Origin of the sequence: Paraburkholderia unamae (assembly GCF_003096875.1) — a bacterium.
GTDB lineage: Bacteria > Pseudomonadota > Gammaproteobacteria > Burkholderiales > Burkholderiaceae > Paraburkholderia > Paraburkholderia unamae.
In genome coordinates, this window is the sequence record NZ_QEOB01000006.1 from 14,434 (window position 1) to 40,817 (window position 26,384).

Genomic DNA, 26,384 nt, shown 5'->3' on the forward strand with positions numbered 1-26,384 from the left:
TGCACAACTCATGCTGCCTTCCTCTTCCCGACTGCGGTCGCGCGGCCGGTGGCGCGCCGCACGAGGAACCACACCACGAGCCAGTACGCCGCGTAGGCGATCAGGTTCATGAGGGCCGGATGCGCGCGATAGCCCGTAAGCGTCGCGACGAGCGAGCCAAAGGTGCTCGAGTCGTCGAGGATCGCCGAGGAATTCCACACCTGGTCGATGATCGTCGGCAGGAATTCCTTGTCGATCAGCTTGTCCACGCCGGTCTGGAACAGGCCCGCACCGAGGAACAGCAGCATGATCTCGGTGACGCGGAAGAAGTGCCGCCACGAGAAGTACTTGCCGCCCAGTTGCAGGATGTAGAAGGTGAGGAACGCCAGCCCGAGGCCGATCAGCACGGCGAAATACTGGCTCGCGTCCACGTGGCCCGACTGGCCGAAGCCGAGGCCGTAGAGGAAGATCACCGTTTCGCTGCCTTCGCGCGCGATGGCGAGCGCGACGAGCACGAGCACGCCCCACCAGTTCGAATCGCGCGTGCTCGCTTCGAGCGACTGCTCCATCTCGCGCTTGAGCGTGCGCGCGTGCTGCTTCATCCACAGCACCATCTGCACGATCAGCACGCACGCCACCAGCACCATGCCGGTCTGGAAGTAGTCCTGCGCGTCGCCCGAGAGCACCTCGGTGAAGCCGACCAGCGCCGCGCCGAGGCCGATAGCGGCAAGAATGCCGAGCGCCACGCCGCCCCACAGGTACGGCAAGCCGCGCCGCGCGTCCGCGTCGCCGTTTTTCAGCCACGCATAGAGAATCCCCACGACGAGCAGCGCCTCAACGCTCTCCCGCCATACGATGAACATCACCTGACCCATTCAACACCTCCTGCTGCCGGCCCTACGCGCCGGCGGCCTTACTACTTCGCGACAATTGCCTTCACCCGGCAGCGCTCACTTGGCGACGATCACGCCCTGCGCCTGCTGGTGGAAATCGTCGAAGAACTTGTACTCGCCCGGATCGAGCGGCGCGATCACCACGAACGAGTCCGCGCCCGGCGCCAGCACCTTTTCCTTGCGCAACTGGACGCTCTCGAACTCGGCCGCGCCCTTGCCCGTATTGCGCACCTCGATCTTGATGCGCTTGCCCGCCGGCACCTCGATGCGCGCGGGATTGAGCTTGCCGTCGTTCATTTCGAGCTTGAACGTCGGCAGATCCTCGGCGTGCGCGAGCGTGGCCACGCCAGCAAGCGACACCGCAAAAGACGCGCTGAGCGCGAGCGCCGCAAACTTCCGGATTCCAGTCATTGGTCTTACCTGCTCCTTGCTGCATTTCATGCAGTGGCGCCGCACGAGGCGAGCGCCGCTGCCATTTGCGCTATCCGCTTCGCGGCCCGCTCATTGGGCCGCTAATTTTTCCGCTTAATAGCCGCCCTTCTTGCCGATACCGGCAAACGGGAAGTCGTATTCGAGCGTGATCGGCTTGAACCACGGGCCCACGCCCGTTTCCTTGTCGACGTGACGGCCGAACGCCATGTGGCCCGTCTGCATCGGCGCTTCCACGATCAGCTTGAGGTGATACTTGCCGGGGCCCGCCAGCTTGACGTTGTCGCCATAGTGCGGGCCGTCGTTCGCGACCATCGGCATCAGGTCGCCCTTTTGCACGTAGCTCGAACCCGGCTTGGTCAGCTCGTAATGCACTTGCAGGTACGGCATCCAGTCGCCTTCCGCGAAGCCCGTCGGGTTGTTCTTCACCGCGTGGATGTCCGACTCCAGGTGGATATCGGAATCCGACGCCTTGCGCATCATGCCTTCCGGCTCCATCGTGATCGGCTGCAAATAGACCGCGCCGATTTCCATACCGCCCTGGATTTGCTGCTTGCCGATCGGGTATTCAGCCGCATGGGCCGCAAACGCCGCCGTGGCGGCCGCGATGACGGCGGTACCGCGCAAGAGAGAGTGGATCCGCATCGAAACTCCTGGTTTTTATATATGAGGATTACATCCAACTGAGCCGGTCCGCATGCAGCTAAAAACGTTAATGCGAACAATTCTCAATAATAGCGAAGTTTAACACCGATGCAGATGAGGGACAAATTCGGCGGCGCGAAAAACCTTAATGCAACAGGGTTTTAGCAGCGGTTTGTTAACACAGCCTTACGGTGTTTTGGCAGGCCGGTTTCAGCGCCTTCGACACCCGAAAGGCGATCGAAGGCATGGAGGCAGCGCAACGAGCGGTAATCGCTCAGATCGGATGATCGCCCACGTTCGCCCCGAACACGCGCCGGCGCAGCACGGCAAGCTGGTCGCGCGCCTGCGCGGCCTTCTCGAATTCGAGGTTCTTCGCGTAGTCCATCATCTGCTTCTCGAGCTTCTTGATCTCCTTGGCGATCTGCTTCTCGGACATATCCTCAAACTTCGCGCGCTCCTGCTCCTCGCGCAGTTCGGCGCGGGCTTCATCGACGTTGTAGACGCCGTCGATGATGTCCTTGATGCGCTTGACCACGCCACGCGGCACGATGCCGTTCGCCTCGTTGAAGGCCATCTGCCTGGCGCGGCGGCGCTCGGTTTCGTCGATGGCTTTGCGCATCGAGTCGGTGATGCGGTCGCCGTAGAGAATCGCCTTGCCGTTCACGTTGCGCGCCGCGCGGCCGATCGTCTGGATCAGCGAGCGCTCGGCGCGCAGGAAGCCTTCCTTGTCGGCGTCGAGAATCGCCACGAGCGAGACTTCCGGAATGTCGAGTCCCTCGCGCAGCAGGTTGATGCCCACGAGCACGTCGAAGGTGCCCAACCGCAGGTCCCGGATGATCTCCACGCGCTCGACCGTGTCGATGTCGCTGTGCAGGTAGCGCACTTTCACGCCGTGGTCGGCGAGGAACTCGGTGAGCTGCTCCGCCATGCGCTTGGTGAGGGTCGTCACGAGCACGCGCTCGCCCACTTCCACGCGCGCGTTGATTTCCGAGAGCACGTCGTCCACCTGGGTCGACGCCGGGCGCACCTCGATCGTCGGGTCGACGAGGCCCGTGGGCCGCACCACCTGCTCGGCGATCTGCCCCGTCACCTTCTTTTCATAGTCGGCGGGCGTGGCGGAGACGAACACCACCTGGCGCATCTTGCGCTCGAACTCGTTGAACTTGAGCGGCCGGTTATCGAGCGCCGAAGGCAGCCGGAAGCCGTAATCGACGAGATTTTCCTTGCGCGCGCGGTCGCCGTTGTACATGCCGTTGAACTGGCCGATCAGCACGTGCGACTCGTCGAGGAACATCATGGCGTCGGTGGGCAGGTAATCAACGAGCGTGGGCGGCGGTTCGCCGGGCAGCGCGCCCGAAAAGTGCCGCGAATAGTTCTCGATGCCCTTGCAAAAGCCCAGTTCCTGAAGCATCTCCAGGTCGAAGCGAGTGCGCTGTTCCAGCCGCTGCGCCTCCACGAGCTTGCCTTCGGTGTGGAAGAACTCCAGTCGCTCGCGCAATTCGGTCTTGATCGTTTCGACGGCGCGCAGCACGGTTTCGCGCGGCGTCACGTAGTGCGACGACGGATACACCGTGAAGCGCGGAATCTTCTGGCGCACGCGGCCCGTGAGCGGGTCGAACAGTTGCAGCGTTTCGACCTCGTCGTCGAACAGTTCCACGCGCACGGCCATTTCAGCGTGCTCGGCCGGGAAGATGTCGATGGTGTCGCCGCGCACGCGGAACGTGCCGCGCTGGAAGTCCTGCTCGTTGCGCGTGTACTGCATCGCGATCAGGCGCGCGATGACGTCGCGCTGGCCGAGCTTGTCGCCGTGACGCAGCGTGAGAATCATCTGGTGGTACTCGGACGGATTGCCGATACCGTAGATTGCCGAAACCGTCGCAACGATCACCACGTCGCGCCGCTCCATCAGGCTCTTGGTGGCGGAAAGCCGCATCTGCTCGATGTGCTCGTTGATCGACGAATCCTTCTCGATGAAGAGATCGCGCTGCGGCACATAGGCTTCCGGCTGGTAATAGTCGTAGTACGAGACGAAATACTCGACGGCGTTGCGCGGAAAGAACTCGCGGAATTCGGCGTAAAGCTGCGCGGCGAGCGTCTTGTTCGGCGCGAACACGATGGCCGGGCGGCCCAGGCGCGCAATGGTGTTCGCCATCGTGTAGGTCTTGCCCGAGCCCGTGACGCCGAGCAGCGTCTGGAACGAGAGCCCGTCCTCCACGCCTTCCACGAGCGTTGCGATGGCCGTCGGCTGGTCGCCGGCCGCCGGGTACGGCTGGTAGAGCTGGAACGGCGAGCCCTCGTACTGGACGAACTTCGACTCGTCGAGCGCGGGCGCGTCGGCGACGATGTGGTCGGACATGGGTGACATCCTGTGCGCGGAGCAAACAACTATTCTATCGCCTCGCCTGATTTTGCCGGTCGGCATGCCAGAGCGGGCCTGGAGCGGGCTTCGGGCCCGCTACGGAGCTAGATGGGGCGCCTCAGGCGGCGCTGCAAGGGCCGGGCGGCGCGACGGATGCCAAATCGGCGGAAATCCGGCTTGAGGATTCGCTACAATAACGCGTTCTGTGGCCGGCACGTGTGGCCCAACCGATCTCCCTTCACTTTTGCCGAACGATCATGTCCCTCTTTTCCGCTGTCGAACTCGCCCCCCGCGACCCGATTCTGGGTCTGAACGAAGCCTATAACGCCGATGCTCGCGCGACCAAGGTGAACCTCGGCGTGGGCGTGTACACCAACGAGGAAGGCAAGATTCCGCTGCTGCGCGCGGTGCGCGAAGCCGAAAAGGCGCGCGTGGAAGCCGGCCTGCCGCGCGGCTATCTGCCGATCGAAGGTCTCGCCGCCTATGACGCCGCCGTGCAAAAGCTGCTGCTCGGCGACGACTCGCCGCTGATCGCAGCCGGCCGCGTCGTCACGGCGCAGGCGCTGGGCGGCACGGGCGCACTGAAGATCGGCGCGGACTTCCTGAAGCGCGTGAACCCGAACGCCAAGGTCGCGATCAGCGACCCGAGCTGGGAAAACCACCGCGCCCTCTTCGAAAGCGCCGGTTTCGACGTCATCGCGTACCCGTACTACGACGCGCAGACCAACGGCGTGAACTTCGAAGGCATGCTGAGCGCGCTGAACGGCTACGCCGCCGGCACGGTTGTCGTGCTGCACGCGTGCTGCCACAACCCGACTGGCGTCGACCTCACGATCGACCAGTGGAAGCAGGTAATCGAAGCCGTGAAGGCACGCGGTCTCGTGCCGTTCCTCGACATCGCGTATCAAGGCTTCGGTGACGGCATCGCGGAAGACGGCGAAGTCGTGCGCCTCTTCGCCGCTTCGGAACTCAACGTGTTCGTGTCGTCGTCGTTCTCGAAGTCGTTCTCGCTGTACGGCGAGCGTGTGGGTGCACTGTCGATCCTCACGACCAGCAAGGAAGAATCGGCGCGCGTGCTCTCGCAACTCAAGCGCGTGATCCGCACGAACTACTCGAACCCGCCGACGCACGGCGGCTCGGTGGTCGCAGCCGTGCTCGGCTCGGCCGACCTGCGCGCGATGTGGGAAGCGGAACTCGGCGAAATGCGCAACCGCATCCGCGCGATGCGCACGGGCCTCGTCGAACGCCTCACGGCCGCCGGCGTGGATCGCGACTTCAACTTCATCAACGTGCAGCGCGGCATGTTCTCGTACTCGGGCCTGACCGCCGCGCAAGTGGACCGTCTGCGCGAAGAGTTCGGCATCTATGCCGTGAGCACGGGCCGCATCTGCGTGGCCGCGCTGAACACGCGCAACCTCGACGCCGTTGCGAGCGCAGTCGCGCAAGTGCTGAAGTAAGCCCAACGCGCAAGCAAGCATGAAAAAGGCGTCCGTTCGCAAGAACGGACGCCTTTTGTTTTGGCGGGACGATCAACGAGCGCTCAACAAACACTCAATAAGCGCTCAACCGCCGTGGCCGCGCATGTCGCGATGGATGTCGTGCGTGACGAAGCCCGAATCGTTGTCGGGCTTGTCGAGCCAGCCCGGTTGTGCGAGCGAGGCGCGAATGTCCTGCAAGCCGCTTGTCCAGTGCTCGCGCATGGTCGAAATGCCGAACTGGTAGTCCTTGAAGTGCCCCTCGTACTCCTTGTGCCGGTAGATGAGGTGGATCACGTTGTACTTCCTGGAACACGAAAGCTCGTCCGCCAGCGCGACCCAGGGATCGTTGGCGTGCTCGGGCGCGATGCGATCGAGAACTTCGCGCAAGACGTGACGGTAGCGCTGCGAACGTTGCAGGATATCGGTCACGAGACGCGTACGGCTCGAATACTGGATATCCTTCATGCGGCCCTGCACGTCGACAATGTTGTCGGGCACCGGCCCGCGCGCGCTCCAGAGATCGACCTGGAACGCCAGCGTGTCACGTCGCGGCGTGGTCTGGATCACTTCGTAGAGCGGCGTGTTCGACATCAGGCCGCCGTCCCAGTAATACTCGCCGTCGATTTCCACGGCCGCAAAACCCGGCGGCAACGAGCCCGATGCGATGAAATGCTCGGGCCGCAGCCGCGTGGTCGTGTTGTCGAAATACACGAAGTTGCCGCTGCCCACGTTGACCGCCCCCACCGACACCCGCGTTTCGCCTGAATTGATACGGTCGAAGTCGCACAGGCGCTCGAGCGTCACCTTCAGGGGTTTCGTGTCGTAGTAGCTCGCTTTTTCCGGATGCCCAGAAGCATTGGGCAACGGCGGCGGAAAGCGCGGCACGAAAAATCCCTTCTGCCCCTCCACAATCGCGCCCGCCGCCTGCATGGCCGTAAAGGTCTTGCGCACGGAAGCGTTCGCATTGAAGAGCGCGTGCTCGATGAAAGGCGGCAGCGGCGGGCTGTAGGCAGGCTGGCAGATCGTTTCCCAGAATTCGCGCAAACGCGCCACGCGATGCTCGGGCGCATTGCCCGCAATGAGCGCGGTATTGAGCGCGCCGATGGAAATGCCGGCGATCCAGTTGGGCGAAATGCCAGCCTCGAACAGCCCCTCGTACACGCCCGCCTGATACGCGCCGAGCGCGCCACCGCCCTGGAGCGTAAGCGCGACCGTTTCCCACTGCTGCGATTCGCTGCCGCAGTGGGTCACGTGCGGACGCGCCGCCGCGCCGCCATGCACCGCAGTCTCCTCCCCCACGGCGGCCGACTGGGCCTGCCCCTTCTTGCGTTGCGCCATAACCGCGCCTCCTCCATCCAATGCGTGTTTTATTGCATGAACCAGCCGTGGCTCACAACGAAGGACTGACCCGTGAACGCAGCCGAGGGGAAGGCCGAAAGGAACAACACCGTTTGCGCGACGTCCTCGACGGTCGTGAACACGCCGTCCACCGTACCGCCCAGCATGACGCGCTTGACGACTTCTTCCTCGCTGATGCCGAGTTCCTTCGCCTGTTCGGGAATCTGCTTTTCCACGAGCGGCGTGCGCACGAAACCCGGACACACCACATGCGAGCGCACGTTGTGCTTGCCGCCTTCCTTCGCGAGCACGCGCGCAAGACCGAGCAACGCGTGCTTGGCCGCGACGTAGGCCGACTTCAGCGGCGAGGCTTCGTGCGAATGCACCGAGCCCATGTAGATCACGACGCCGCCGCGATCGTCCTTGTACATGTGCTTGAGCGCGGCCTTGGTGGTGAGGAAGGCGCCGTCGACGTGGATGGCCTGCATCTTCTTCCAGTCGGAGAACGCGTAGCTTTCGATCGGATTGACGATCTGGATGCCCGCGTTCGACACGAGGATGTCCACCGAACCCAGTTCGGCCGCCACGCGGTCGATGCCCTGGTTCACCGCGTCTTCATTGGTGACGTCCATGGCCACGCCGATGGCCTTGCCGCCCGCGCCCTTGATTTCCTCGGCTACGGCGTCGGCGCCGCTCTGGTTGAGGTCGGCGATCGCGACGGCGGCGCCCGCCTGCGCGAGCGTCAGCGCGATCTGCTTGCCGATGCCGCTGGCCGCACCGGTGACGACTGCAACCTTGCCATCGAGTTTCGTATTCAGAGAGAGAGACGACATCGGACACCTCCAGGTTGTTGAACAGTGTGAAACCCCGGCTCGCGCGCCGTCAAACCTGACGAATGGCTTATGCCATCCGGCCGGATGTTGCGTCGCGGCCAACGCGGCTATTGTGCATGAAGCGGCTTGCGTGAAGCATCGAGGAGGACAAGCAAAACTGAATTTCGCCGCGCCGTTGCCGCACTGCAAGGCGCCGCGCGTAGCGCATGCCCGCCCGGCGCAAATGGCGAACTCGTGCTAGCTTTGCGAACTCAATACCGCACTGGAGGAGAAGCGTTCATGAACTACCGGCGACTGGGCCGCTCAGGCCTGCAAGTTAGCGAACTGTCCATCGGCTCGTGGGTCACCTACGGCAATCAGGTCGACGCGAAACTCGCGCGCGAATCGCTCGCGGCGGCGCGCGACGCGGGCGTCAACTTCTTCGACAACGCCGAGGTCTACGCGGGCGGCAAGTCGGAAGAGCTGATGGGGCAGGCGCTCAAGGAACTCGCGTGGCCGCGCGTGAGCTATGTCGTTTCGACCAAGTTCTTCTGGGGCTTGAACGAAGCGCCCAACCAGTATCACACGCTCAATCGCAAGTACCTCATGAACGCCATCGACGGCTCGCTCAAGCGCTTGCAGCTCGATTATGTCGATCTCGTGTTCTGCCACCGCCCGGACCCGAACACGCCGGTCGAGGAAACCGTGTGGGCGATGAGCGACATGATCTCGCGCGGCAAGGCGCTCTACTGGGGCACCTCGGAATGGAGCGCCGACGAGATTCGCGCCGCATGGGAAATCGCGGAACGCCACCATCTTCACAAGCCTGTCATGGAACAGCCGCAGTACAACCTGTTCCACCGCCAGCGCGTGGAAGACGAATACCGGCGGCTTTATGAGGACATCGGCCTTGGCCTCACCACGTGGAGCCCGCTCGCCTCGGGGCTGCTCACCGGCAAATACCGCGGCGGTGTGCCCACCGGTAGCCGCGCGGAACTACAAGGCTACGACTGGCTGCGCAAGAATGTCACGGACCCTGACAAGAACGCGATCGTCGGCAAGCTCGCCGACTTCGCGAAACAGCTCGACTGTTCCGTGGGACAACTCGCGCTTGCGTGGATCCTGAAGAATCCGAACGTGAGCACGGTCATCACCGGCGCCTCGCGCGTGGAGCAGATCGGCGAGAACATGAAGGCGCGCGAAGTGGCGGAAAAGATCACGCCGGACGTGAAGGCGCAGATCGAGGCGATCGTCGGCGACGCTTACGACTGACGCAGCGACTGACACAACGGCCGGACGAAACGGCTGACGCAGTGGCCGGCAGGCCGTGCGCGCACGGCGGGGGCGGCTTGCGGTGGCGTACAATACGCGACCTCGTGCGACCTCGCGGCGCGCCGCCGCTGCTGTCTTATTGTTTTCATCGCGCTTTCACCGCATTCTCACCGGACCCTGCGTCCCGCCCCATCATGCTGAGCTACCGTCACGCCTTTCACGCCGGCAATCATGCCGACGTCCTCAAGCACGCCGTCATCGTGCAACTGCTGCATTACCTCGGCAAGAAGGACAAGGCGTACTGGTACATCGACACCCACGCGGGCGCAGGCGCGTATGCACTGCGCGAAGGCTACGCCACGAAGAACGCCGAGTTCAATACCGGCATCGGCAAGCTGTGGGGCCGCGACGACCTGCCCGCCGCGCTGGCGGACTATGTCGACGAAGTGGCGGCCCTGAACCCCGACGGCGAGCTGCGCTTCTATCCCGGCTCGCCCTATCTCGCGTGGCGGCTGATGCGCGAACAGGACCGCATGCGGCTGTTCGAGCTGCACAGCACGGAAATCGACGTGCTGCGCCACCGCTTTCACGACGCGGGCCGCCGCGTGATGATCTACGCGGGCGACGGCTTCGACGGCATCAAGACGCTGCTGCCCCCGCCGCCGCGCCGCGCGCTCGTGCTGATCGACCCCTCCTTCGAGGACAAGCGCGACTACGCGCGCACGCTCACGTGCGTCGAGGAAAGTCTCAAGCGCTTCGCCACGGGCACCTATGCGGTCTGGTATCCGCAGGTCACGCGGCCCGAGTCGAAGCGCTTCCCGGAGCAGCTCAAGCGGCTACAGGAGAAGAACTGGCTGCACGTCACGCTTTCGGTCAGGAACCCGCCCGAAGACGGCTTCGGCCTGTACGGCAGCGGCATGTTCATACTGAACCCGCCCTTTACGCTTCAGGCGGCGATGAAAGAAGCACTGCCGTGGCTCGTGAAAACGCTCGGCGAGGACGCCGGCGCGCAATTTCGCATCGAATCGCGCGGCGACTGAGCCGCGCGCTGCGCTAGCCGGGCCGAGCCCGGCGCGCCCGGCGCCATTACTGCGCGGGCAGCGGTTGCGGGCGTGGCGGCGAAGGCCGATGCGGGGGCCGCGGCGGACGAGGCGGCGGATTCGGCCGCCCGCCCCCGCCGCCGGGCACTTCCACGTACGGCGCGACGATATACGGTTGCGACGAATCCGGCGCAATGCCGGCCGGCTGCACTGCCTGCACCATCGGCTCGTGCGAGAGCGGCGCGTTTTGCAGCACGAGCCCCGACTGGCCGTCGCTGATGCCCCGTTGCGTATCCAGCACGAGCGGCTGCCCCGCGAGCGCGCTGGCACTCGCCCACGCCATGACGGCGCCAATCAGCCCGGCGCGCGCAACAGAAACAACAGAAAAACGACGCGGCGCGCGATGCGACGGGTGGGAATTGTGGTTCTGCACCATGTGCTGCCCCCGAAAGAAAGCGACTCCATTGCTATGACGGCTTGTCGCAAAAAGACTTTACCTTACCCCAGTGGCAAGGCTCAGACTCTCTTCCATCGACGGCGCATAAATGACAAAGCCCCGCCAATGCGGGGCTTGATAGCTGCCGTTTGAACCGGCTTACAACGAACCAGCAAATCTGGCTTACAGCGAGTTGTAACCGTTCGATTCGATCGAACGGATGCGTTGTTCGAGTTGCACGATATCGGACGACGAAGCGAGATACGCTTCGCGGCGGCGACGTTCGGCAGTTTCAAACCAGTTGCTCAGCTTTTCAAGAAGGTACGCAAACATGATGGTGTGCTCCAAGGATTCGGCGATCCCCGGTGGATTTGCATCAGGGATAACCCTAGTAAGGGAATACCCGCATTATAACGGTTGCACCGGGATTGGCTAGTGAATTGCACGAATGCCGTGCATTCCAATCTGGAATGACACCGAGATACGAATCGGCAACATCATGTTTTATCGACACATTTTCAAGCAGATTCACGGGCGTTTGGCGCTAGCTGCCCGCACAAGCACCAATTCGGTGCGAAAGCGCCGGGAGGTTGCGTCAATTTGCCCACGGCGGTTGCACCTGCAATCAGTGCGAATGGGCGCACTCAGGGCAGTCCAGCGCCGCGGCGTCGGCGAGGCCCTCGATGATCGGGCAGTCGGGCCGGTCGTCGCCCTGGCAGTGCGCGGCCAGATGCGAAAGCGTGTCGCGCATCTGGGTCAGCTCGGCGATGCGCTGGTCGAGCTCGGCCACGTGCTCGAGCGCAATCGACTTGACCTCGGCGCTTGCGCGCGAGCGGTCGTGCCAAAGCGCGAGCAGGCGCCGGATGTCGTCGACCAGAAAGCCCAGACGCCGCGCCTGACGGATGAAGCGCAGCGAATGCACTTCCTCCTGACCGTAGACGCGGTAGCCGGCGTCCGTACGCCCCTTGGGCGCCAGCAATCCGACACTTTCGTAGTAGCGAATCATTTTCGCCGTGACGCCCGATTCCTTTGCCGCTTCGCCAATGTTCACGCTGCTCTCCCACTGTTTGATCGTTGGTCCGATCGATTCCTTGATCGTACACCTTCCTATGATGGGAAGGTCCAACGCGACAACCGGCCTCCGCTGGCATAATCCGCCGGCGGCCTCATATCCAGTCATACCCCGCCTCACTCTCTGAAAAAGGAAGACACGATGATCCAGTTCAACGTCGAAGGCATGAGCTGCCAGCACTGCGTAGGCGCCGTCACGCGCGCGATCCACGAACACGACGCGCAGGCCAAAGTCGAGATCGATCTGGCCTCGGGCCGCGTGAAGGTCGAATCAAACCAGAGCGCCGAAGTCCTGAAGTCCGCGATCGACGAAGCCGGCTACACCGTGGTCGGCACGGCCAGCGCCTGACGGAGCGCGCCATGTTCAAGGTCGCCGTGATTGGTGCGTCGGGTCTGCTCGGGCGCGCCGTCGTTCGCGAACTCGCCGCCGCAACGCCCTGGCAGGTCGTACCCACCGCGTTCCGCCACGGCGGCCCGCAGCAAACCGTGCTCGACGTGCGCGACGCGCAGGCCGTGAACGCATTCGTCGAGTGCGAGGCGCCCGACGCCATCGTGCTGGCGGCGGCCGAGCGCCGTCCCGATATTTGCGAGCATGACCCGGCGGCCGCGCGCGCGCTCAACGTGGACGCGGTGCGCAGCATCGCCACGGCGGCGCGGCAGCGCGGCGCCTGGGTGCTCTCGATCTCCACCGATTATGTGTTCGACGGCACGCAAGCGCCCTACCGCGCCGGCGACACGCCGAACCCGCTCAACGCGTACGGCCACAGCAAGCTCGAAGGCGAGCGCGCCCTCATCGAGGCGAGCGATAACGCGCTCGTGCTGCGTCTGCCTCTGTTGTACGGGCCGATCGTCGGCTGGCACGAGTCGGCGGTCACGAGCCTCGTGCCGGCCATCATCGCCTCGGCGCAGCCCGGCGCGCAGGCCGCGCCGATGGATGCATGGGCCACGCGCTACCCCACTTTCACGCCCGACGTGGCGTTCGTGATTCGCGAGCTGCTGCTGCGCTGCGCGGACGGCGAACCCGTGCGCGGCGTCGCGCAATGGTCCGGCGACGAGCCGATGACGAAGCACGACATCGCCGTGCAACTCGCGCAGGCGCTCGGCGTCGAGGCGCGGCTGCTCGCGCAGCCCACGCCCACGGACGCCACGCCCCGTCCGCGCGACTGCCACCTCGATTCCGGCCGTCTCGAAGCGCTGGGCATGGGCCGCCGCACGCCGTTCGACGTGGCGATTCGCGCGGTGCTCGACGCCTTCATGCAGAATCCGCAGAACGGCGAGCCAAACGCGTAGCGGCGGGCCGCGCTTCAGTGAAAATTCCGGCTCTCGGTGGCGAGCCGGCCGAGCAGCCGGCTGTGATCCTCCAGCCGTTGCGCGACGAGGTGCACCACCTCGCCCTCGCGCTGCACCACGCCCGCCACCGCCAGCAGCGACGACCCAAGCAACTCCTTGCGTTGCGACTCGACGAGCGCCGCATGCACGATCACGTTGATGGAACCCGTCTCGTCTTCGAGTGAAACGAAGATCGTGCCCTTCGCCGTGCCGGGCCGCTGCCGCACCGTGACGATGCCGCACGCGCGCGCGAGCGTGCCGTGCCGGCTATGCGCGAGCTGCGCCGCCGTGCGAAAGCGCTGCTTCGCGAGACCTTGCCGCAGCAGTTCGAGCGGATGCCGGTTCAGCGTGAGGCGCAGGCTCGCATAATCGGCGACGATCTCCGCGCCTTCGGACGCACGCGGCAACGCGAGCGGCGCCTCGGCCACGGGCGCGTCGCGCAGCAGCGCCGGCACCGCATGCTGCGCGGTCACGGCCCACCACGCCTCGCGCCGGTGGCCCGCGATGCTCGCGAGCGCATTCGACGCCGCCAGCGCCTCCAGCTCACGCCGCGTGAGCGCCGCGCGGCGCGCGAGATCGTCGACGTCGGTGAACGGGGCCTCGGCGCGCGCCTGCATCACGCGGCGTGCCGCGTCCTCCGAAAAACCCTTGATCAGGCTGAAGCCGAGCCGCACCGCCGGGCCGCGACGCCCATAGCGATGCGCCGGCAAGGCGATGCGAAAGCGCCGCGCGCGGCGCACGTGCGCGAGGTGACGGCCAAGGCGGCGCGCGAGTTCCGGCCGGTAATCCGGTAACGCGGCGCGCAGCCGTTGCGGGCGCAGCGCGGCATCGGCGTGCGCAGTGGCAGCGTCGAGCCGCTCGCCGGGCCGATGGCGCCGCTCCAGCACCGACTCCCAGTCGCTCAGCGCGATATCGGGCGCTCGCACCTGCACGCCGTGGCGCTTCGCGTCCTGCACGAGCTGCGAAGGCGAATAGAAGCCGAGCGGCTGACTGTTCAGCAGTCCTGCCAGAAATGCCGCGGGCTCGTAACGCTTGAGCCACGAACTCGTGTAAACAAGCAGCGCGAAGCTCGCCGCATGGCTCTCCGGAAAGCCATAGTCGCCGAAGCCCTCGATCTGCTTGCAGATGCGATCGGCGAACTCCTGCGAGTAGCCTTTCGCGCGCATGCGCTTCGTGAGATCGGCCTGATACGGCCGCAGGTCGCCGTCGCGCCGCCATGCGGCCATCGCGCGGCGCAGCTTGTCGGCTTCCTCGCCGGTGTAGTCGGCGGCGACCATCGCGAGATGCATCACCTGCTCCTGGAAGATCGGCACGCCGAGCGTGCGCTCCAGCACCGGACGCAACTCCTCCTTCGCGTATTCGACCTTTTCCTCGCCATGCCGGCGTTTCAGGTACGGATGCACCATGTCGCCCTGAATCGGCCCCGGCCGCACGATCGCCACCTGAATCACGAGATCGTAGTATTCGCGCGGCCTCAAACGCGGCAGCATGCTCTGCTGCGCGCGCGACTCGATCTGGAACACGCCGACCGTGTCCGCATGGCAGCACATCTCGTAGACGGCCTTGTCTTCGCGCGGAACGTCCTGCACGCGAAACTGCGGCAAACCGCGCCGAAGCGCGACGAATTCGAGCGAGCGCCGGATCGCCGAGAGCATGCCGAGCGCGAGCACATCCACTTTCAGGAGGCGCAGCGCGTCGATGTCGTCCTTGTCCCACTCGATCACGTAGCGGTCCTTCATCGCCGCGTTCTCGATCGGCACGAGGCGCGAAAGCTTGTCGCGCGCGATCACGAAACCGCCCACGTGCTGCGAGAGATGGCGCGGAAAGCCGCGCAACTCGCGCGTGAGGCGGATGAGCTGCTGCGTGACGTGCGAGTCGGGCGAGAAACCCGCCTCCTCCAGATGGCGCGCGATCGAGTCGGGGCCGTCCCACCACTGATGCGCGCCCGAAAGCTTCTCGACGAGCGTGTTGTCGAGCCCGAGCGCCTTGCCCACGTCGCGCAGCGCGCTGCGCGAGCGATAGGTGATGAGCGTCGCGGCCAGCGCGGCGCGGCGCGTGCCGTACTTGCGATAGATGTACTGGATGACTTCCTCGCGGCGCTGATGCTCGAAGTCGACGTCGTTATGATATCCCTCGATATCCTCCCGATATCGGGATTTTTAAAATGGGGCAAGCCCGCGAAGCGGGCGCGCCAGTCTCAAGTGTGGTCAACTTCGGAACCGGCCAAAAAGCCGGCTGTACACAGGCTTGACCTGTGTACAGCGAAGTTGTCCACACGGGGTGAACCTACGGTTTTTCGTCAATCACTTAAAAAACGCTTGTGCGTTTTTCTTGTATCTACGTTGCGGGAATCCTATCGTGTACTGATACTACTGATAGCGAGCGAGGCTCCCGTGGCCCACCAGCGGTTCTGGTCGATCAAGTATGTATGGACGGTCGAGTTCCCCAATACGAAATTTCCGCTCGTTTTCTTGAACGGCTCTCCCGGCTTTCTAATTAATCAATGGGTCGCGTTCTTACTGAACGCGGGCATTAAGCAATCACTTTTTGATGAAATGCTTCGGGCCGTCCTCGGACTTTTCGAATACTGCCTCGCGAAGTTCGGCGACCGACCGCTCTCGGAAAGCGAATCCGTCGATCTAGTGATTGGCTTCCTAGCGGCAAAACAGAAAGGCACTGATCGACCAGAAGCGGAAATGGGCCTCGGCCTTGATTGGAGGCCGGTTGGTTATAAGACCGTGCAACGCTACATTTCTGCGTTAAGAGAGTTTGACAAGTTCCAGGTTACGTTTCACGGAGCGTCTCCGTTGCTTCAAGTCGAGGCCCGCCTTTTAAGCAACTGGGAGAAGTACGCCGAATTCCAGCGGCGGACCAAATTTGATCTTCTTCTTCACTTATTCCCGGGGCGGAAGCACGATAAAACGGTAGTCGTTCCAGTTGCTCCAGACGCACATGGCGGCAAGAAGCGGAGAGACTTCCTGTCCCCGAAGTCGTTCCCTCTCGATCGGTTCGTTGATCTCGTGGAGTCGACTCCGAACCCGCGGGACAAGATGCTGTTTTTGCAGCTTTTTGGACTGGGGATGCGAGAGTCCGAGCCACTTCATTTATTTCTCGCTGACGTTATGGGTACGAGTCCGCTCGGTGAAGCTCGTATCCGGCTTGATGATCCCGAGACCGGAGAGTGGCGCTGGGAGGACAGCAAGGGGCATCGCCATCATGCCACCCGCGCTGCCTACCTTGAAAAAGAGTGGAAGAACACCGTCTTCCGTGCCTCGCTCCCAGACCTATATTGCCTGCGCCCCCGCAACAAGTATCGTGGGCACGGTGGAATGCGCGTCGGCTTCAAAGGGATGACATTCCACGATAGCCCTGGAGCTACCACCGAAATGTTTGGCTATGAGGCGCATTGGATCGATCCACGCATCGGAATCTATTTTCGAAAATGCCTCAACGAGTATCTCCGCGAGAACTTCTACGGCAAGCCGAAGAAGTGGCCGTTTCATCCATGGCTCTACATCCAGCTTGACCGAAACACGTTTGGGATGCCGCTGACGATACCGGCGTTGAAGAAGGTGTGGGATCGGGCCATACAGCGTCTTGGCCTTGAGCATCTTTCTCTTGGACCGCATTCGTTGCGTCACCTCGCGGGTTATTACTGCGCGACAGTTTTAAGGCTTTCCAAGGACATGACCCAGGTACTTCTGCGTCACGCCCGGCTGACAAGCACAGAGGATTACTACCACTTGTCGCCCTCTGAGGTACGACGGCAGATTATCAAGGGCGTTTCCGGAGTTGAGCTTCCTGAAACAAGGCTGACTCTCGATGTTCCCGCACATTGGACCTCTTAGCGAAGCCTGGAGCCCACGATGCGAAGTAGCGGTAACGAATCGCCGGCAGGCAGCGACACAAACGGGCTTGCGCATCCTGGATGGCAAAGCTTCATGCGTATTCTCGACGAGACCAGTGCATCCGGAAAAAAGCACCAACGCGCGCAAGTTCAAAGCCTACTTGGCTGGTGCGAAGAACGCGGTATAGGTTCACCCGACGAGATCAGGGCTTCCGACATTCTCGACCCCTGCGCGCCGGATCGCGATGATACTTTCAATGCGTGGCTTTGGGCGCGCATTAGAGAGGGAAGTCTCAAGGAAGGGACCGCGTCTATCTACTGGAACACCGCTTCGCGCGCTTTTTCCCTTGTAGTCAATTCTCTCAAGCTCTCAGCCGATACTGCACTGCCCCTTGCGGAAAATCCCTTCGAACCGCACCAAAACCCGTTTCGATGCTTATTTGGAAGCCCAACTTCGAAGAACCGCCTGCCGGAAACGTTACAAGAAGCGCTATTGAACGTTTTGCTTGATCCTGGCCCAGACGGTGTACCGACCTACGCGTGGATTAAATCATATTTCAAACAGGACTGGTTTTATCCTCAGATCGACGGTAAGACACTCGCGGAGAAAGTCTGGTGTCCCTCTCGCGCCAACGCTCTCGCGCTGCTACTGATGCTTCCTCTACGTGTGAAGCAGGTTAGATGGCTGGATCGCGGCCTGTTCGACACGGAGGTCTGGAGCGTCGACCAACGTTGCTATGTTCCAAATGAGCACCCACTTAAGAATTGGAGATACAAGGACGGAACTTCCCATCTGGAACGATTCGGAAGACCATCTGGCGTGCTGCAGAATCTCTCCGACCTGCTCGTCAAGAGCGCCCAGTTGGGGCTGTTCATCAATACCTCCAAGGTACCGATGTGGTCGCCAGAGAGCAGACGAGGTTACGACATGGCATGGCCATATATCGAGCCAGCACACATTACGCAAGTTGGCAAAGACGTCGCACTCTGGCTGAACCGCCCGTACTCCACCATCTTCGAGCAAATCCGCTGGATGAATCGATACGCTCCTAACCCTCGTCCTGTGAGCTTCGCTGATACGTGGGAGGACCGGAGCCAAGTGAATGAAAGGTACTTCGATCAACTTCCGTGTTTCACCCCTCTTTTCGCCGACTTATCGGCAATGAGAGACGTCGAAGACGCGTCCGGAAACGGGTTTCATATACCAGTCTCAAGGGATCTGATTGGGAAGGCTTTCTCGGCGCTATCTCTTGAGACAGAGCGACGGTACGCGCTCGAAGATCGACATGTTGTGCTCACCAAACCGAGCACCTCGAGCAGAGCGGTTAATGGGCGGCTTCACGCGTATGAGCTCCACGGGCTAAGGGTCGCGGGAATCTCGAGGCTCATCGAATCGGGCGTCCCGGTTAGTGTCGTTCAGGAATATATCTCGGACCACGCGACCGCCGTGATGATGTTCCACTATAAACGGGCTGATCGACAAACGCTCAAGTCAACGATCATCGCTTCACTTCAGCGGAAGCAGAACGTTCATCGCTGGCGCGAACAGCGCGAGAGGCTTTCCACTCGTCCCGAAGTGTGGTCCTGCAATTATCATCAGAAAGAGCATCGCGGAAACGGGTTGCTCGACACGTACATTGGCTGGATCTTCGTCCCTGGCGGCATCTGCCCGGTTTGTGGCGCGCTTTGCGAAGTTGGTCATGTAAACAAGTCATCAGATCCCGACCAGTCAACGGAGCATTATTCTCCGGTTGAGGGAGGTTGCGGTAACTGCAGATTTTTCAGCACTGGGCCTGCGTTTATCGTTGATCAGGCACTCGCAATGAACGAGTTGATGCTCGAACTTCGGATGCACGCCCGCAGCCGTCGGGCACTCGTACAGGCACGTTCGGAGATTTCATGGGACGACGTCCCCGGCCTGAGAGAGGATGAGCGGCGTGAACTTGCCATTGCGAAGGAGCGCTTACAGGACGAGATCGCGGCTATTGACCGACTGTGTGAACCGACGATACTGGAATGGGTCAATCGCTATCGTATGTTCTCTGACTCGATGGAACAACTCAGTTATTCGAACGACACGGGTTCGGCTATCGAAGAAGAATCACTCGCCAAGACCCGTTTAGTGTCCTCTGGCTCGAGCGATGACATTCAGCATGAGATAGAAATCAAACTTGAGGAAGCCGGGGAGTTCGCGCTGGCGCTAAACATCCTGGATGCCGCAACCATTCACGGCGGCCTTGAACACGCATCTTCTCTATCAAAGGACGTTTGCTGTGACTTCATGGAACGAATCCTTCGCGCGGAGGGATCGCGATCGCTTCTAATGGATATCCGTGATCCTCGCGCACGCGCCGAAGCGGCTCACGCTCTAGCGACGATGGCTGAAAGCATGGTCGGAGGACGTGCCGTGCAAGAAGCGATTGACCGCCGCGGCCCTCTTCCTTTCGACCGAAAGCAGCAGCGCGCATTCTTACAACTCGCATCAGAGATCGTTTCCCGATCGCCTTCGCCCGAAGGCTCGCTGGTCCCATCCACTGACCGTTTCATAGAGGGGAACAAGAATTGAGATCGAACGAAACAGCCGAGGCAATTTACATGAGGCTGTTCGAGCAGGTCGGCCCCAAGGCTCGATCGAGCCTTGAACGGATAAAGAAGGCGTGCGACCAAATCGAGCTAGCCAAAGGGACAATGAACTACAGCCGCGTTGCAGCAGTGGCCACGGAACAATTTGGAGGACCTCGGCCCCAAACGATACAGAACAATAGCGAGCTTAAGCTGTATATCGCCGCGCGAATGAGTGAGTATGCGGCGCACTTGTCTAAACGGCATCGCGATCCGCGGCGAAGCAATCCTCAATCGGCTCATCCCCGGCAACCCGACGCTTATCCGGCTGAAGGATTAGACCCGAAGGTCCGACTTTGCATCGACTTGTTACGCGATGACAACACCAGGCTCGTTACGGAGAACAAGAATTTATCGCTCTTGCTAGAACGAGAAACGAAGACACGTCCAGTTTCTCTCACGTCCGCATTTGCACTCGGCCCAACTGAGGATCTCTCGCTACCAATCGAGATTCTCCCCCAAACGTCCGATATGCCTGTGCCACTTCTCTCCGCTTTGCGAACTGTTTTCAAAGGGGAGGTGGCGGCCTTGCGCGTGGAGCGACGGGACAACCTCACGTGTCTTGTCGCCTGCGCGCCTAGCGATTTGAGGGTCCTACTTACACCCGCTCAATGGGAGTCGGCGAAGGAGTGGATCGCGGGACTTGGCGATGATAATTGACGCTCGAGCATCTTCGTGCTCGCTGTAGGGAGCTACATACGATGGACAAAGCTGAACTCAATGCTTCCGCGGTCACACGAGACCTTAGCGTACTCGATAGAGCCGTGGGCTATTGGTCTAAGTCGGAGGTCCTTTTCAACACGAGCCAGAAGGTGGTTATTCTGGATAGCTCATTGAATTCAAGTGACCTTTTGAAACTTTCTGAGGATCTTGGCTCGGAGTATATCAAGCAATCACTAACAGCCCTCGCAACGCGACTTCTCACCGAATTCGGTGAAGATTTCGTCGCCAATGACGAATTGTCCTTCGAGCTCCCCGACATCGAGTTTAAGTTGAAGAGATCGGCGCTTGCCCGATTTGGGCTAAATATCGGTTACCAGGAACGCGGAAAAGCGTGGATCGGTATTGCACGACTCGTATCAAAAATACCTGATTTGGATCTACCTGGAAGAATCGATACCCTATCCGATATATTTTTAAAATTGCATAAATCTCGCGATATTACAGTCAGGTTTCAATATAAATCTCATAATCTATCATTTTTCAATTCCACTGAAGTTAATAGATTTTTAGAGAAGCTTCGCCCTCTCGAAATCGAAAATGCGTTGGAATTTTTGCTGCAAATAGCAAGATTTACATTTGATCATAAGTTCCCACGCAATGAAGTTCTTTCGCGTAACGTCGCGCCCCTCAAACTGCTGGATGAGCTCGGGGTAACTCCACTTCAGACAACTCACGAAATCGCACTTTACAAGGTCTTGCACATAGCTTACGCAGCGGAAGTTCTTCTCGCAGCCCTAGCGCTAAATCGTTCGATACTGCTTTCCTACGATACGATTCCATGTAGGGCTGCCGCTGAAACGCTTGATAAGGTCTTTTCCCTTACAGACTCACCGTTCACGACTTCCGATCGTCGTTTGATTCGGGGTGTCACTTTCACGTCTACGATCCGCTCGCCTTTTGATTTTCCGGAGAACATAGTAGAACGAACAAACTATCTTCTTAAGCGAGGTGTAACAAGCTCAATGGTTCTCTACCGATCGTCCATTGAGGCAATACAGTTATCGAGGAGGGATCTTCCGCCCTGGCCTCTGTCGCTTCTTGACGGCAGGAAATCCGCCCGCGCATTGGTTAGGGCCGAGTTCGAGGTTCCAATCAGCAGTAAGCCCCGCAACGAACCTGAGACGCGGCACAAGCCCAGAAGTCCCGCCGAGTTGAGAGCGTCTGCCGGACGGTTGGGCGGCGAGTGGAACAGATTCACCCAGATCTTCGAGAACTCAAGTGCTTCCGGGGAGCAGCATTTCAATGCGGCAATGCGGACGATCGTGGACTGGGTAGAAGAAAGAGGATTTCGTACCCCCGGCGATATTGAGGCCAACGATCTCCTTAATTCTAACGCACCGCTTTGTGCAGGGAGTTTTTTCTCTCATCTTAAAAATCGGGTTGCATCCCAGAAGATAAGCGAATCGACCGCGTGGTCGTACTGGCATGAAGTGGCGCGTGCTTTCTCAATTGTAGCGAAAGCATTGCTTGTTTCGCCGGACGCGGGACTGCACTTGCCTGCTGATCCGTTCGAGGGAATCAAGAATCCTTTCTCGATAGACAGAGGCCCCAAGAGCCCGCGACCGCGTCTGCCACGTTCGGTCCAAGAGGACATGATTGAGATTCTCCTCGATCCTGATGAGGATGGGGATCCAACTTTTGAGTGGGCGAAGACCGCATGTCCTAACGATACTTTTATTAAGCGAGACAGTTTCAATAGCGAAGCCGAGATAGTGTGGTGTCCAACACGAGCGCGCCTGTTAGCGCTTTTGTTGATCGTTCCGTTGCGTCCCAAGCAAGTGCGATGGTTGGATAGAGGCCTGATGGACGAATGTATCTGGAGTTTTTTGACTCAATCGTATGTGACGAACACGCATCCCTTGTCCGCATGGCGATACGCGGATGGCTCGTCACATCTCCAGCGTTACGGTCGACCGAGTGGCGTCATACAACCCCTCACGGACGGCCTATTGGGGGTCGTTGAGCCTTGCATTTTCGTCTCCACAAACAAGACCCAAATGTGGGCGCCCCGCGACCGCAAGGGCTATGAGCTTCCGTGGCCGTTCCTGTCCGAGGACGAAGCAGGTAGTCTTGGAGTCGAAACAGCTCGATGGATAAGGCTGCCATATGATCTTCTGCGCTCGCAGACGGAATGGATTAATGCGCATTACCCACATCCAACTCCGGTATTTTTCAATGATTCACGTTCTGATGAGGTTGCGGTCAATCAGAAACATTCCGAATTTCTTCCTGCATTCACCCCTCTTTTCCTTGACCTTTCCACGGAATTTTTCCGGAACGACAAAGGCCGAACGAAGCACTACCTTCCCGTTTCGCACGCGAAAATTACAGAATTGTTCGACGCGCTCTGTGCCGAGACTGAAGATCGCCTCGCAGCTAAAGGTGAAACAGTTGAACTCACCCGAAAGACTACGGGTGGCAGAGTCAGTCTGTATGATATTTATAGCGTTCGACTGGCGGGGATTTCCTGGTTGATCGAGATGGGAGTGCCTATTCACATTGTGCAGGAACTGGTCGTCGCCCACCTCACCGCTGTGATGACCGCGCACTACAATCGCCCCGAGTCCCGCGGAGTTACCGAATTAATTATTAAAAATATCTCTGAAAACCAGACTGTGTACGGCTGGGATCGGCACCGCGCCACGCTCGCTCATCAGGAAAAAAAGTGGACATTTAATCGTCAATACGCTCGGCATCGCGACGCGGATCTTCTGCTCCAGTTTTGGGGCTGGAAAATTGTCCCCGGCGGTATCTGCCCCCTTGGTGGAACGGGATGCCATGTTGCCATTCCTAACCTTGACGATTCCGACGCCCGCGCGAAACCACGTTTTTCCGCAATCATCGGAGGATGTGGAAACTGCCGATTCTTCAGTACCGGTCCGGCATTTCTCATACAGCAAGCCCAAGCAATGAACGAAATTATGCTCGAATTGAGAGGTATCGGTAGAACGCGAAACGGCGTCCAAGACGCTTTGCATGAATTGTCGTGGCGAGATACGTCAGATCTGGACACCAATGGCCGAAAGAAGCTCGCGCTTGAGGCCGAATTGCTAAAGGAGCAGATTTCCGCAATCGACAAGAAATCTGAAGTGCTGATTCTCGAGTGGACAAACCGCTACAAGATGTTTGTGGAGTCGGAGAAGTTGGCATCAGGAATGGTAACGGACGATGCGTCGTTTGCTGACTCAGAAGATGAAGAACTGACATTGCTTTCGCTTGGCGAAAGTGAGGAGATCAGGCGTCAGATTGAGGTACGCCTCGAAAGCGGGGGAGACTTTTCGCTTGTCAAGAACATATTGGATAGCGCGATTATGTTAGGCGGGATTGAACGCTGCAGTATTGGCGCGCGTGAATCGTGTGTCAGATTTATGGATCTCGTGTTGAGAACGGAAGGATCGCGCTATCTATTAATTGATATTCCTGATGATCGGACACGTCATAACGCAGCTTATCTGATGGCTTCATTTGCTGAACGCCTCGTTGGCATTAAAGGGATTCAAGATTCATTGGACGGTTCGTCACCACTATGCGTGGAGGATGAAAATCGGAATAGCTTCTTGAGTTGGGTGGATGAGGTACTCGCTGACGCCGCCGGAAAGCGAACCGTTGCCGATCTATCTGGGCCAGACACGCCCGATTGATAGCTGTTCACCGAAAAACGGACCACTACGTTGCTGGAACAGGGAAAGGCTCTTGAGCTTTTAGATTCGCTATCGCGCCCTAAATTTGACGTTGTGGATCGACGATCAAAAAGCAGCCGTCCCGTAAGATCTCACCTTTGGCGGCCTAACCGTGCAAAAAGCTTTGTAGCTTGCCCCCAATTTCTGGCCCGAATGCTATCTAATCGTGTACCCGCGCGTGGCAGCGGTGGCCCACGAAGATTCAAGCGCCATCCTGAACCACGACCGGAGAATCTATTTCATAACGGCTTGCGCAGACGCATATTCGCCGGTACGATACTGTATGAATGTACAGTATTAGGGGGCGGAAATGGCTTTGCCGCTTGCGCAGATCGAAGATATCCACCCGGATCTATGGCGTGCGTCGCAGCTAGCATCGGCACGAGCCCGAACAGTGGCCAGTGGGTACGAGGCGCTTGACGCTGAATTGCCGGGTCACGGCTGGCCCACTGGATCTTTGAGCGAGATTTTGCTACAACAGCCAGGCTGTGGCGAGCTCCGCTTGCTCAAGTCAGCGCTGGGTGCAGCGACGAAGCGGTCAGTTATGCTGCTGCAGCCACCCCACACGCTCCAACCAACCGCCTTTTCATGGTGGGGACTCAATGTCGAAAACATCCGCGTGCTGTCTCCATCCTCGAACGCCGACGCATTGTGGGCCGCCGAGCAAATTCTGCGGGCTGGGACTGTCGGCACCCTGCTTTTCTGGCAGCAGCACATCCGTCCGGAAGCCCTGAGGCGATTGCAGCTGTCTGCGCAGCGGTCGGAAACGCTTTTCTTCCTTTTCCGCCCTATTGCGGCAGCAAGCTCAACATCTCCGGCGCCGCTGCGCATAGCGTTGGAAGCGGTCAAGGGTGGGCTGAATATCTCATTCGTCAAGCGTCGCGGACCTCACCGAGATCAGCCCGTTTTCGTCCCCTTGTCACCTTCACCTGTCCTGTTGAACCGAAATGCACCACTGGATCGGCGTTCATCTGCCGCGCCTGCCCATCGAGAGCTTTTGCCCGACGTGGCACACGCCAGCGCATGACGCTGGCGTCGTGGTGCTGGAAAAGGGCCGCGTACTCGCGTTAGACGCGACGGCGCACGCTCACGGGATAGTTGCAGGCATGCGCCGAGGCGGGGTACTCACCCTCGCACCGAATGCGGACCTGAGGGAGCGCGACGTGGCACGCGAAGAGCAGACAGTCAGGAGTGTTGCGTTTGCTCTTCTTCAGTTCACACCCAATGTCGTCGTAACCGAGGAGCATGTCGTGCTTGCGGACGTCACGGCAAGCTTGCGGCTTTTCGGTGGTTTGCGCTCTTTGCGTCAGCGCATTCGCAGCGCAATTACGGCCTTTGGAGTGACGGGTTCCATATCCGTCGCGCCCACGGCACAGGCCGCCTGGCTTCTTGCACGGGTTGACGGCGGCTTTGCAGTCTCGATTCGAACCTTGTCCCGTCGATTTATGAGTGTCCCGGTGACCGCTGTACCGGCAGCGCGCAAATTTGCGGAGTGGTTCGAGGGACTGGGCTGCACGTCGATCGCTGACGTGATGCGATTGCCGCGCGCAGGATTGAAGAAGCGATGCGGCACAGCCGTTCTCGACGTGCTTGATCGCGCAACGGCAGCAGCCCCTGAAGCACATGAGTGGATAACCATGCCGCCGATCTTCAATGAGCGGATAGAACTCCCTGATCGCATCGAACACGTCGAAGCGACGCTTTTTGCCGCGCGACGACTCACCCTCCAGATGACAGGCTGGTTAGCCTCGCGCAAGCTGGCAATAGCCCGTTTTGTCCTTTCGCTAGAGCATGAGCGCGGGCGCAAAGCGATTCCACCAACCGAGCTTGAGATTGCACTCGGAGAACCCACCTGGCACGAGGAGCATCTCGTTCGTCTCCTGAAGGAGCGGCTTGCACGGGTCGAACTTGCCGCGCCCGTTATCGCGCTGCGGCTCAAAGCGAAGGATGTGCGCGAGGCTGAGGCACCGAGCGATTCGCTATTTCCGGAACCGGGTGGCTCCATCCAGGATCACGCACGACTAATGGAACTGCTGACAGCACGACTGGGAGCAGAAAACGTTTTGCGCCCCAATCCGATAGCGGACTTCCGACCCGAAATCGCTGCTCGATGGGTGCCCATTTCAAGCGACTACGCAAGGGCGGGCCGAGAGTTGCCGCGTGACCTGCCGCGTCCCTCGTGGCTGCTAGACAAGCCCATAGAACTCATCATGCGTGGGCACCGACCGTTTTACGGGACACCACTGCGGATGGTCTCTCCGGGTGAACGGATCGAATGCGGCTGGCAGGACGAAGAAACAGTAACCCGTGATTATTTTGTCGCCGAAGCAGAGAACCATATGCATTACTGGATTTATCGCGAGCGCGTTGGCGTCAGCGATGAACGAGAGCCGCGCTGGTTTCTGCATGGCCTGTTCGGCTAGCCCCGGAG

At 60.3% G+C, this 26,384-nt stretch carries 18 protein-coding genes and 1 pseudogene; 9 read left to right on the forward strand and 10 right to left on the reverse strand.

The annotated features are described in order from the left end of the window. Nucleotides 1-8: 8 nt before the first annotated feature. The 4 genes from C7402_RS13845 to uvrB form a co-directional block, all read right to left on the reverse strand. Nucleotides 9-854, reverse strand: coding sequence for an FTR1 family iron permease (locus tag C7402_RS13845; protein WP_116611079.1), 846 nt, complete (start codon nt 852-854; stop codon nt 9-11). A gap of 75 nt (nt 855-929) precedes the next feature. Then, nucleotides 930-1,283: a cupredoxin domain-containing protein gene (locus C7402_RS13850; protein ID WP_181565541.1), complete on the reverse strand. Its 354-nt coding sequence runs from the start codon at nt 1,281-1,283 to the stop codon at nt 930-932. Nucleotides 1,284-1,397: 114 nt separating this feature from the next. Then, nucleotides 1,398-1,946 carry an iron transporter gene (locus C7402_RS13855; RefSeq protein WP_112171152.1) on the reverse strand — a complete coding sequence of 183 codons (549 nt, stop codon included), beginning with the start codon at nt 1,944-1,946 and terminating at the stop codon, nt 1,398-1,400. 274 nt (nt 1,947-2,220) lie between these two features. Beyond that, complete coding sequence (uvrB, locus tag C7402_RS13860) at nt 2,221-4,302, reverse strand: excinuclease ABC subunit UvrB (protein WP_116611080.1); 2,082 nt, start codon at nt 4,300-4,302, stop codon at nt 2,221-2,223. A 260-nt stretch (nt 4,303-4,562) separates the two neighbouring features. On the opposite strand from uvrB, the gene C7402_RS13865 reads away from it, so the two are divergent. Next, nucleotides 4,563-5,762 (forward strand): amino acid aminotransferase, encoded by a 1,200-nt coding sequence (locus tag C7402_RS13865; protein ID WP_112171154.1) that lies wholly within the window; start codon nt 4,563-4,565, stop codon nt 5,760-5,762. A 105-nt stretch (nt 5,763-5,867) separates the two neighbouring features. On the opposite strand, the gene C7402_RS13870 is transcribed toward C7402_RS13865, so the two are convergent. Together C7402_RS13870 and C7402_RS13875 are read right to left on the reverse strand one after the other, a co-directional pair. Next, nucleotides 5,868-7,121, reverse strand: a complete 1,254-nt coding sequence (locus tag C7402_RS13870) for a DUF3734 domain-containing protein (RefSeq protein WP_116611081.1) — start codon at nt 7,119-7,121, stop codon at nt 5,868-5,870. Between the two features lie 29 nt (nt 7,122-7,150). Then, nucleotides 7,151-7,954 carry a 3-hydroxybutyrate dehydrogenase gene (locus C7402_RS13875; RefSeq protein ID WP_112171156.1) on the reverse strand — a complete coding sequence of 268 codons (804 nt, stop codon included), beginning with the start codon at nt 7,952-7,954 and terminating at the stop codon, nt 7,151-7,153. A gap of 279 nt (nt 7,955-8,233) precedes the next feature. On the opposite strand from C7402_RS13875, the gene C7402_RS13880 reads away from it, so the two are divergent. Both C7402_RS13880 and C7402_RS13885 read left to right on the forward strand, forming a co-directional pair. Next, complete coding sequence (locus C7402_RS13880) at nt 8,234-9,205, forward strand: potassium channel beta subunit family protein (RefSeq protein WP_116611082.1); 972 nt, start codon at nt 8,234-8,236, stop codon at nt 9,203-9,205. Nucleotides 9,206-9,399: 194 nt separating this feature from the next. Then, a complete protein-coding gene (locus C7402_RS13885; RefSeq protein WP_116611083.1) occupies nt 9,400-10,245 on the forward strand; it encodes a 23S rRNA (adenine(2030)-N(6))-methyltransferase RlmJ in 846 nt (281 codons plus the stop codon). A 46-nt stretch (nt 10,246-10,291) separates the two neighbouring features. Here the strand turns inward: C7402_RS13885 and C7402_RS13890 are convergent, their stop codons facing one another. The 3 genes from C7402_RS13890 to cueR all read right to left on the reverse strand — a co-directional run bounded on the left by C7402_RS13890 (nt 10,292) and on the right by cueR (nt 11,732). After that, on the reverse strand, nt 10,292-10,588 hold the full coding sequence (locus C7402_RS13890; protein WP_244314845.1) for a hypothetical protein: 297 nt from the start codon (nt 10,586-10,588) through the stop codon (nt 10,292-10,294). A 276-nt stretch (nt 10,589-10,864) separates the two neighbouring features. Then, on the reverse strand, nt 10,865-11,014 hold the full coding sequence (locus C7402_RS13895; RefSeq protein WP_112171160.1) for a DUF3563 family protein: 150 nt from the start codon (nt 11,012-11,014) through the stop codon (nt 10,865-10,867). Between the two features lie 292 nt (nt 11,015-11,306). Continuing rightward, nucleotides 11,307-11,732 carry a Cu(I)-responsive transcriptional regulator gene (gene cueR / locus C7402_RS13900; RefSeq protein ID WP_112171457.1) on the reverse strand — a complete coding sequence of 142 codons (426 nt, stop codon included), beginning with the start codon at nt 11,730-11,732 and terminating at the stop codon, nt 11,307-11,309. A 162-nt stretch (nt 11,733-11,894) separates the two neighbouring features. Between cueR and C7402_RS13905 the strand changes: the two genes are divergently transcribed. Continuing rightward, complete coding sequence (locus C7402_RS13905; RefSeq protein WP_112171161.1) at nt 11,895-12,101, forward strand: heavy-metal-associated domain-containing protein; 207 nt, start codon at nt 11,895-11,897, stop codon at nt 12,099-12,101. An 11-nt stretch (nt 12,102-12,112) separates the two neighbouring features. Further along, nucleotides 12,113-13,042 (forward strand): dTDP-4-dehydrorhamnose reductase family protein, encoded by a 930-nt coding sequence (locus C7402_RS13910; protein WP_116611085.1) that lies wholly within the window; start codon nt 12,113-12,115, stop codon nt 13,040-13,042. A 14-nt stretch (nt 13,043-13,056) separates the two neighbouring features. Here the strand turns inward: C7402_RS13910 and C7402_RS13915 are convergent. Next, nucleotides 13,057-15,201, reverse strand: a pseudogene (locus tag C7402_RS13915) (error-prone DNA polymerase); the annotation flags it as partial. A gap of 1,821 nt (nt 15,202-17,022) precedes the next feature. Between C7402_RS13915 and C7402_RS13920 the strand changes: the two are divergent. The 4 genes from C7402_RS13920 to C7402_RS13935 all read left to right on the forward strand — a co-directional run bounded on the left by C7402_RS13920 (nt 17,023) and on the right by C7402_RS13935 (nt 26,376). Then, complete coding sequence (locus tag C7402_RS13920; RefSeq protein WP_165841888.1) at nt 17,023-19,494, forward strand: VPA1269 family protein; 2,472 nt, start codon at nt 17,023-17,025, stop codon at nt 19,492-19,494. 757 nt (nt 19,495-20,251) lie between these two features. Beyond that, nucleotides 20,252-23,914, forward strand: coding sequence for a VPA1269 family protein (locus tag C7402_RS13925; protein WP_116611087.1), 3,663 nt, complete (start codon nt 20,252-20,254; stop codon nt 23,912-23,914). Between the two features lie 349 nt (nt 23,915-24,263). Next, nucleotides 24,264-24,980, forward strand: coding sequence for a translesion DNA synthesis-associated protein ImuA (imuA, locus tag C7402_RS13930; RefSeq protein WP_112171166.1), 717 nt, complete (start codon nt 24,264-24,266; stop codon nt 24,978-24,980). After that, on the forward strand, nt 24,901-26,376 hold the full coding sequence (locus tag C7402_RS13935) for a Y-family DNA polymerase (RefSeq protein WP_112171167.1): 1,476 nt from the start codon (nt 24,901-24,903) through the stop codon (nt 26,374-26,376). The genes imuA and C7402_RS13935 overlap by 80 nt, the downstream gene beginning before the upstream one ends. Nucleotides 26,377-26,384 lie beyond the last annotated feature (8 nt).

What these genes read in the sequence shown, in the direction of transcription:
- C7402_RS13845 (WP_116611079.1), bottom strand. Translation starts at nt 854, where the DNA reads ATGGGTCAGGTGATGTTCATCGTATGGCGGGAGAGCGTTGAGGCGCTG.
- C7402_RS13850 (WP_181565541.1), bottom strand. Translation starts at nt 1,283, where the DNA reads ATGACTGGAATCCGGAAGTTTGCGGCGCTCGCGCTCAGCGCGTCTTTT.
- C7402_RS13855 (WP_112171152.1), bottom strand. Translation starts at nt 1,946, where the DNA reads ATGCGGATCCACTCTCTCTTGCGCGGTACCGCCGTCATCGCGGCCGCC.
- uvrB (WP_116611080.1), bottom strand. Translation starts at nt 4,302, where the DNA reads ATGTCCGACCACATCGTCGCCGACGCGCCCGCGCTCGACGAGTCGAAG.
- C7402_RS13865 (WP_112171154.1), top strand. Translation starts at nt 4,563, where the DNA reads ATGTCCCTCTTTTCCGCTGTCGAACTCGCCCCCCGCGACCCGATTCTG.
- C7402_RS13870 (WP_116611081.1), bottom strand. Translation starts at nt 7,121, where the DNA reads ATGGCGCAACGCAAGAAGGGGCAGGCCCAGTCGGCCGCCGTGGGGGAG.
- C7402_RS13875 (WP_112171156.1), bottom strand. Translation starts at nt 7,954, where the DNA reads ATGTCGTCTCTCTCTCTGAATACGAAACTCGATGGCAAGGTTGCAGTC.
- C7402_RS13880 (WP_116611082.1), top strand. Translation starts at nt 8,234, where the DNA reads ATGAACTACCGGCGACTGGGCCGCTCAGGCCTGCAAGTTAGCGAACTG.
- C7402_RS13885 (WP_116611083.1), top strand. Translation starts at nt 9,400, where the DNA reads ATGCTGAGCTACCGTCACGCCTTTCACGCCGGCAATCATGCCGACGTC.
- C7402_RS13890 (WP_244314845.1), bottom strand. Translation starts at nt 10,588, where the DNA reads ATGGCGTGGGCGAGTGCCAGCGCGCTCGCGGGGCAGCCGCTCGTGCTG.
- C7402_RS13895 (WP_112171160.1), bottom strand. Translation starts at nt 11,014, where the DNA reads ATGTTTGCGTACCTTCTTGAAAAGCTGAGCAACTGGTTTGAAACTGCC.
- C7402_RS13905 (WP_112171161.1), top strand. Translation starts at nt 11,895, where the DNA reads ATGATCCAGTTCAACGTCGAAGGCATGAGCTGCCAGCACTGCGTAGGC.
- C7402_RS13910 (WP_116611085.1), top strand. Translation starts at nt 12,113, where the DNA reads ATGTTCAAGGTCGCCGTGATTGGTGCGTCGGGTCTGCTCGGGCGCGCC.
- C7402_RS13920 (WP_165841888.1), top strand. Translation starts at nt 17,023, where the DNA reads ATGCGTATTCTCGACGAGACCAGTGCATCCGGAAAAAAGCACCAACGC.
- C7402_RS13925 (WP_116611087.1), top strand. Translation starts at nt 20,252, where the DNA reads ATGGACAAAGCTGAACTCAATGCTTCCGCGGTCACACGAGACCTTAGC.
- imuA (WP_112171166.1), top strand. Translation starts at nt 24,264, where the DNA reads ATGGCTTTGCCGCTTGCGCAGATCGAAGATATCCACCCGGATCTATGG.
- C7402_RS13935 (WP_112171167.1), top strand. Translation starts at nt 24,901, where the DNA reads ATGCACCACTGGATCGGCGTTCATCTGCCGCGCCTGCCCATCGAGAGC.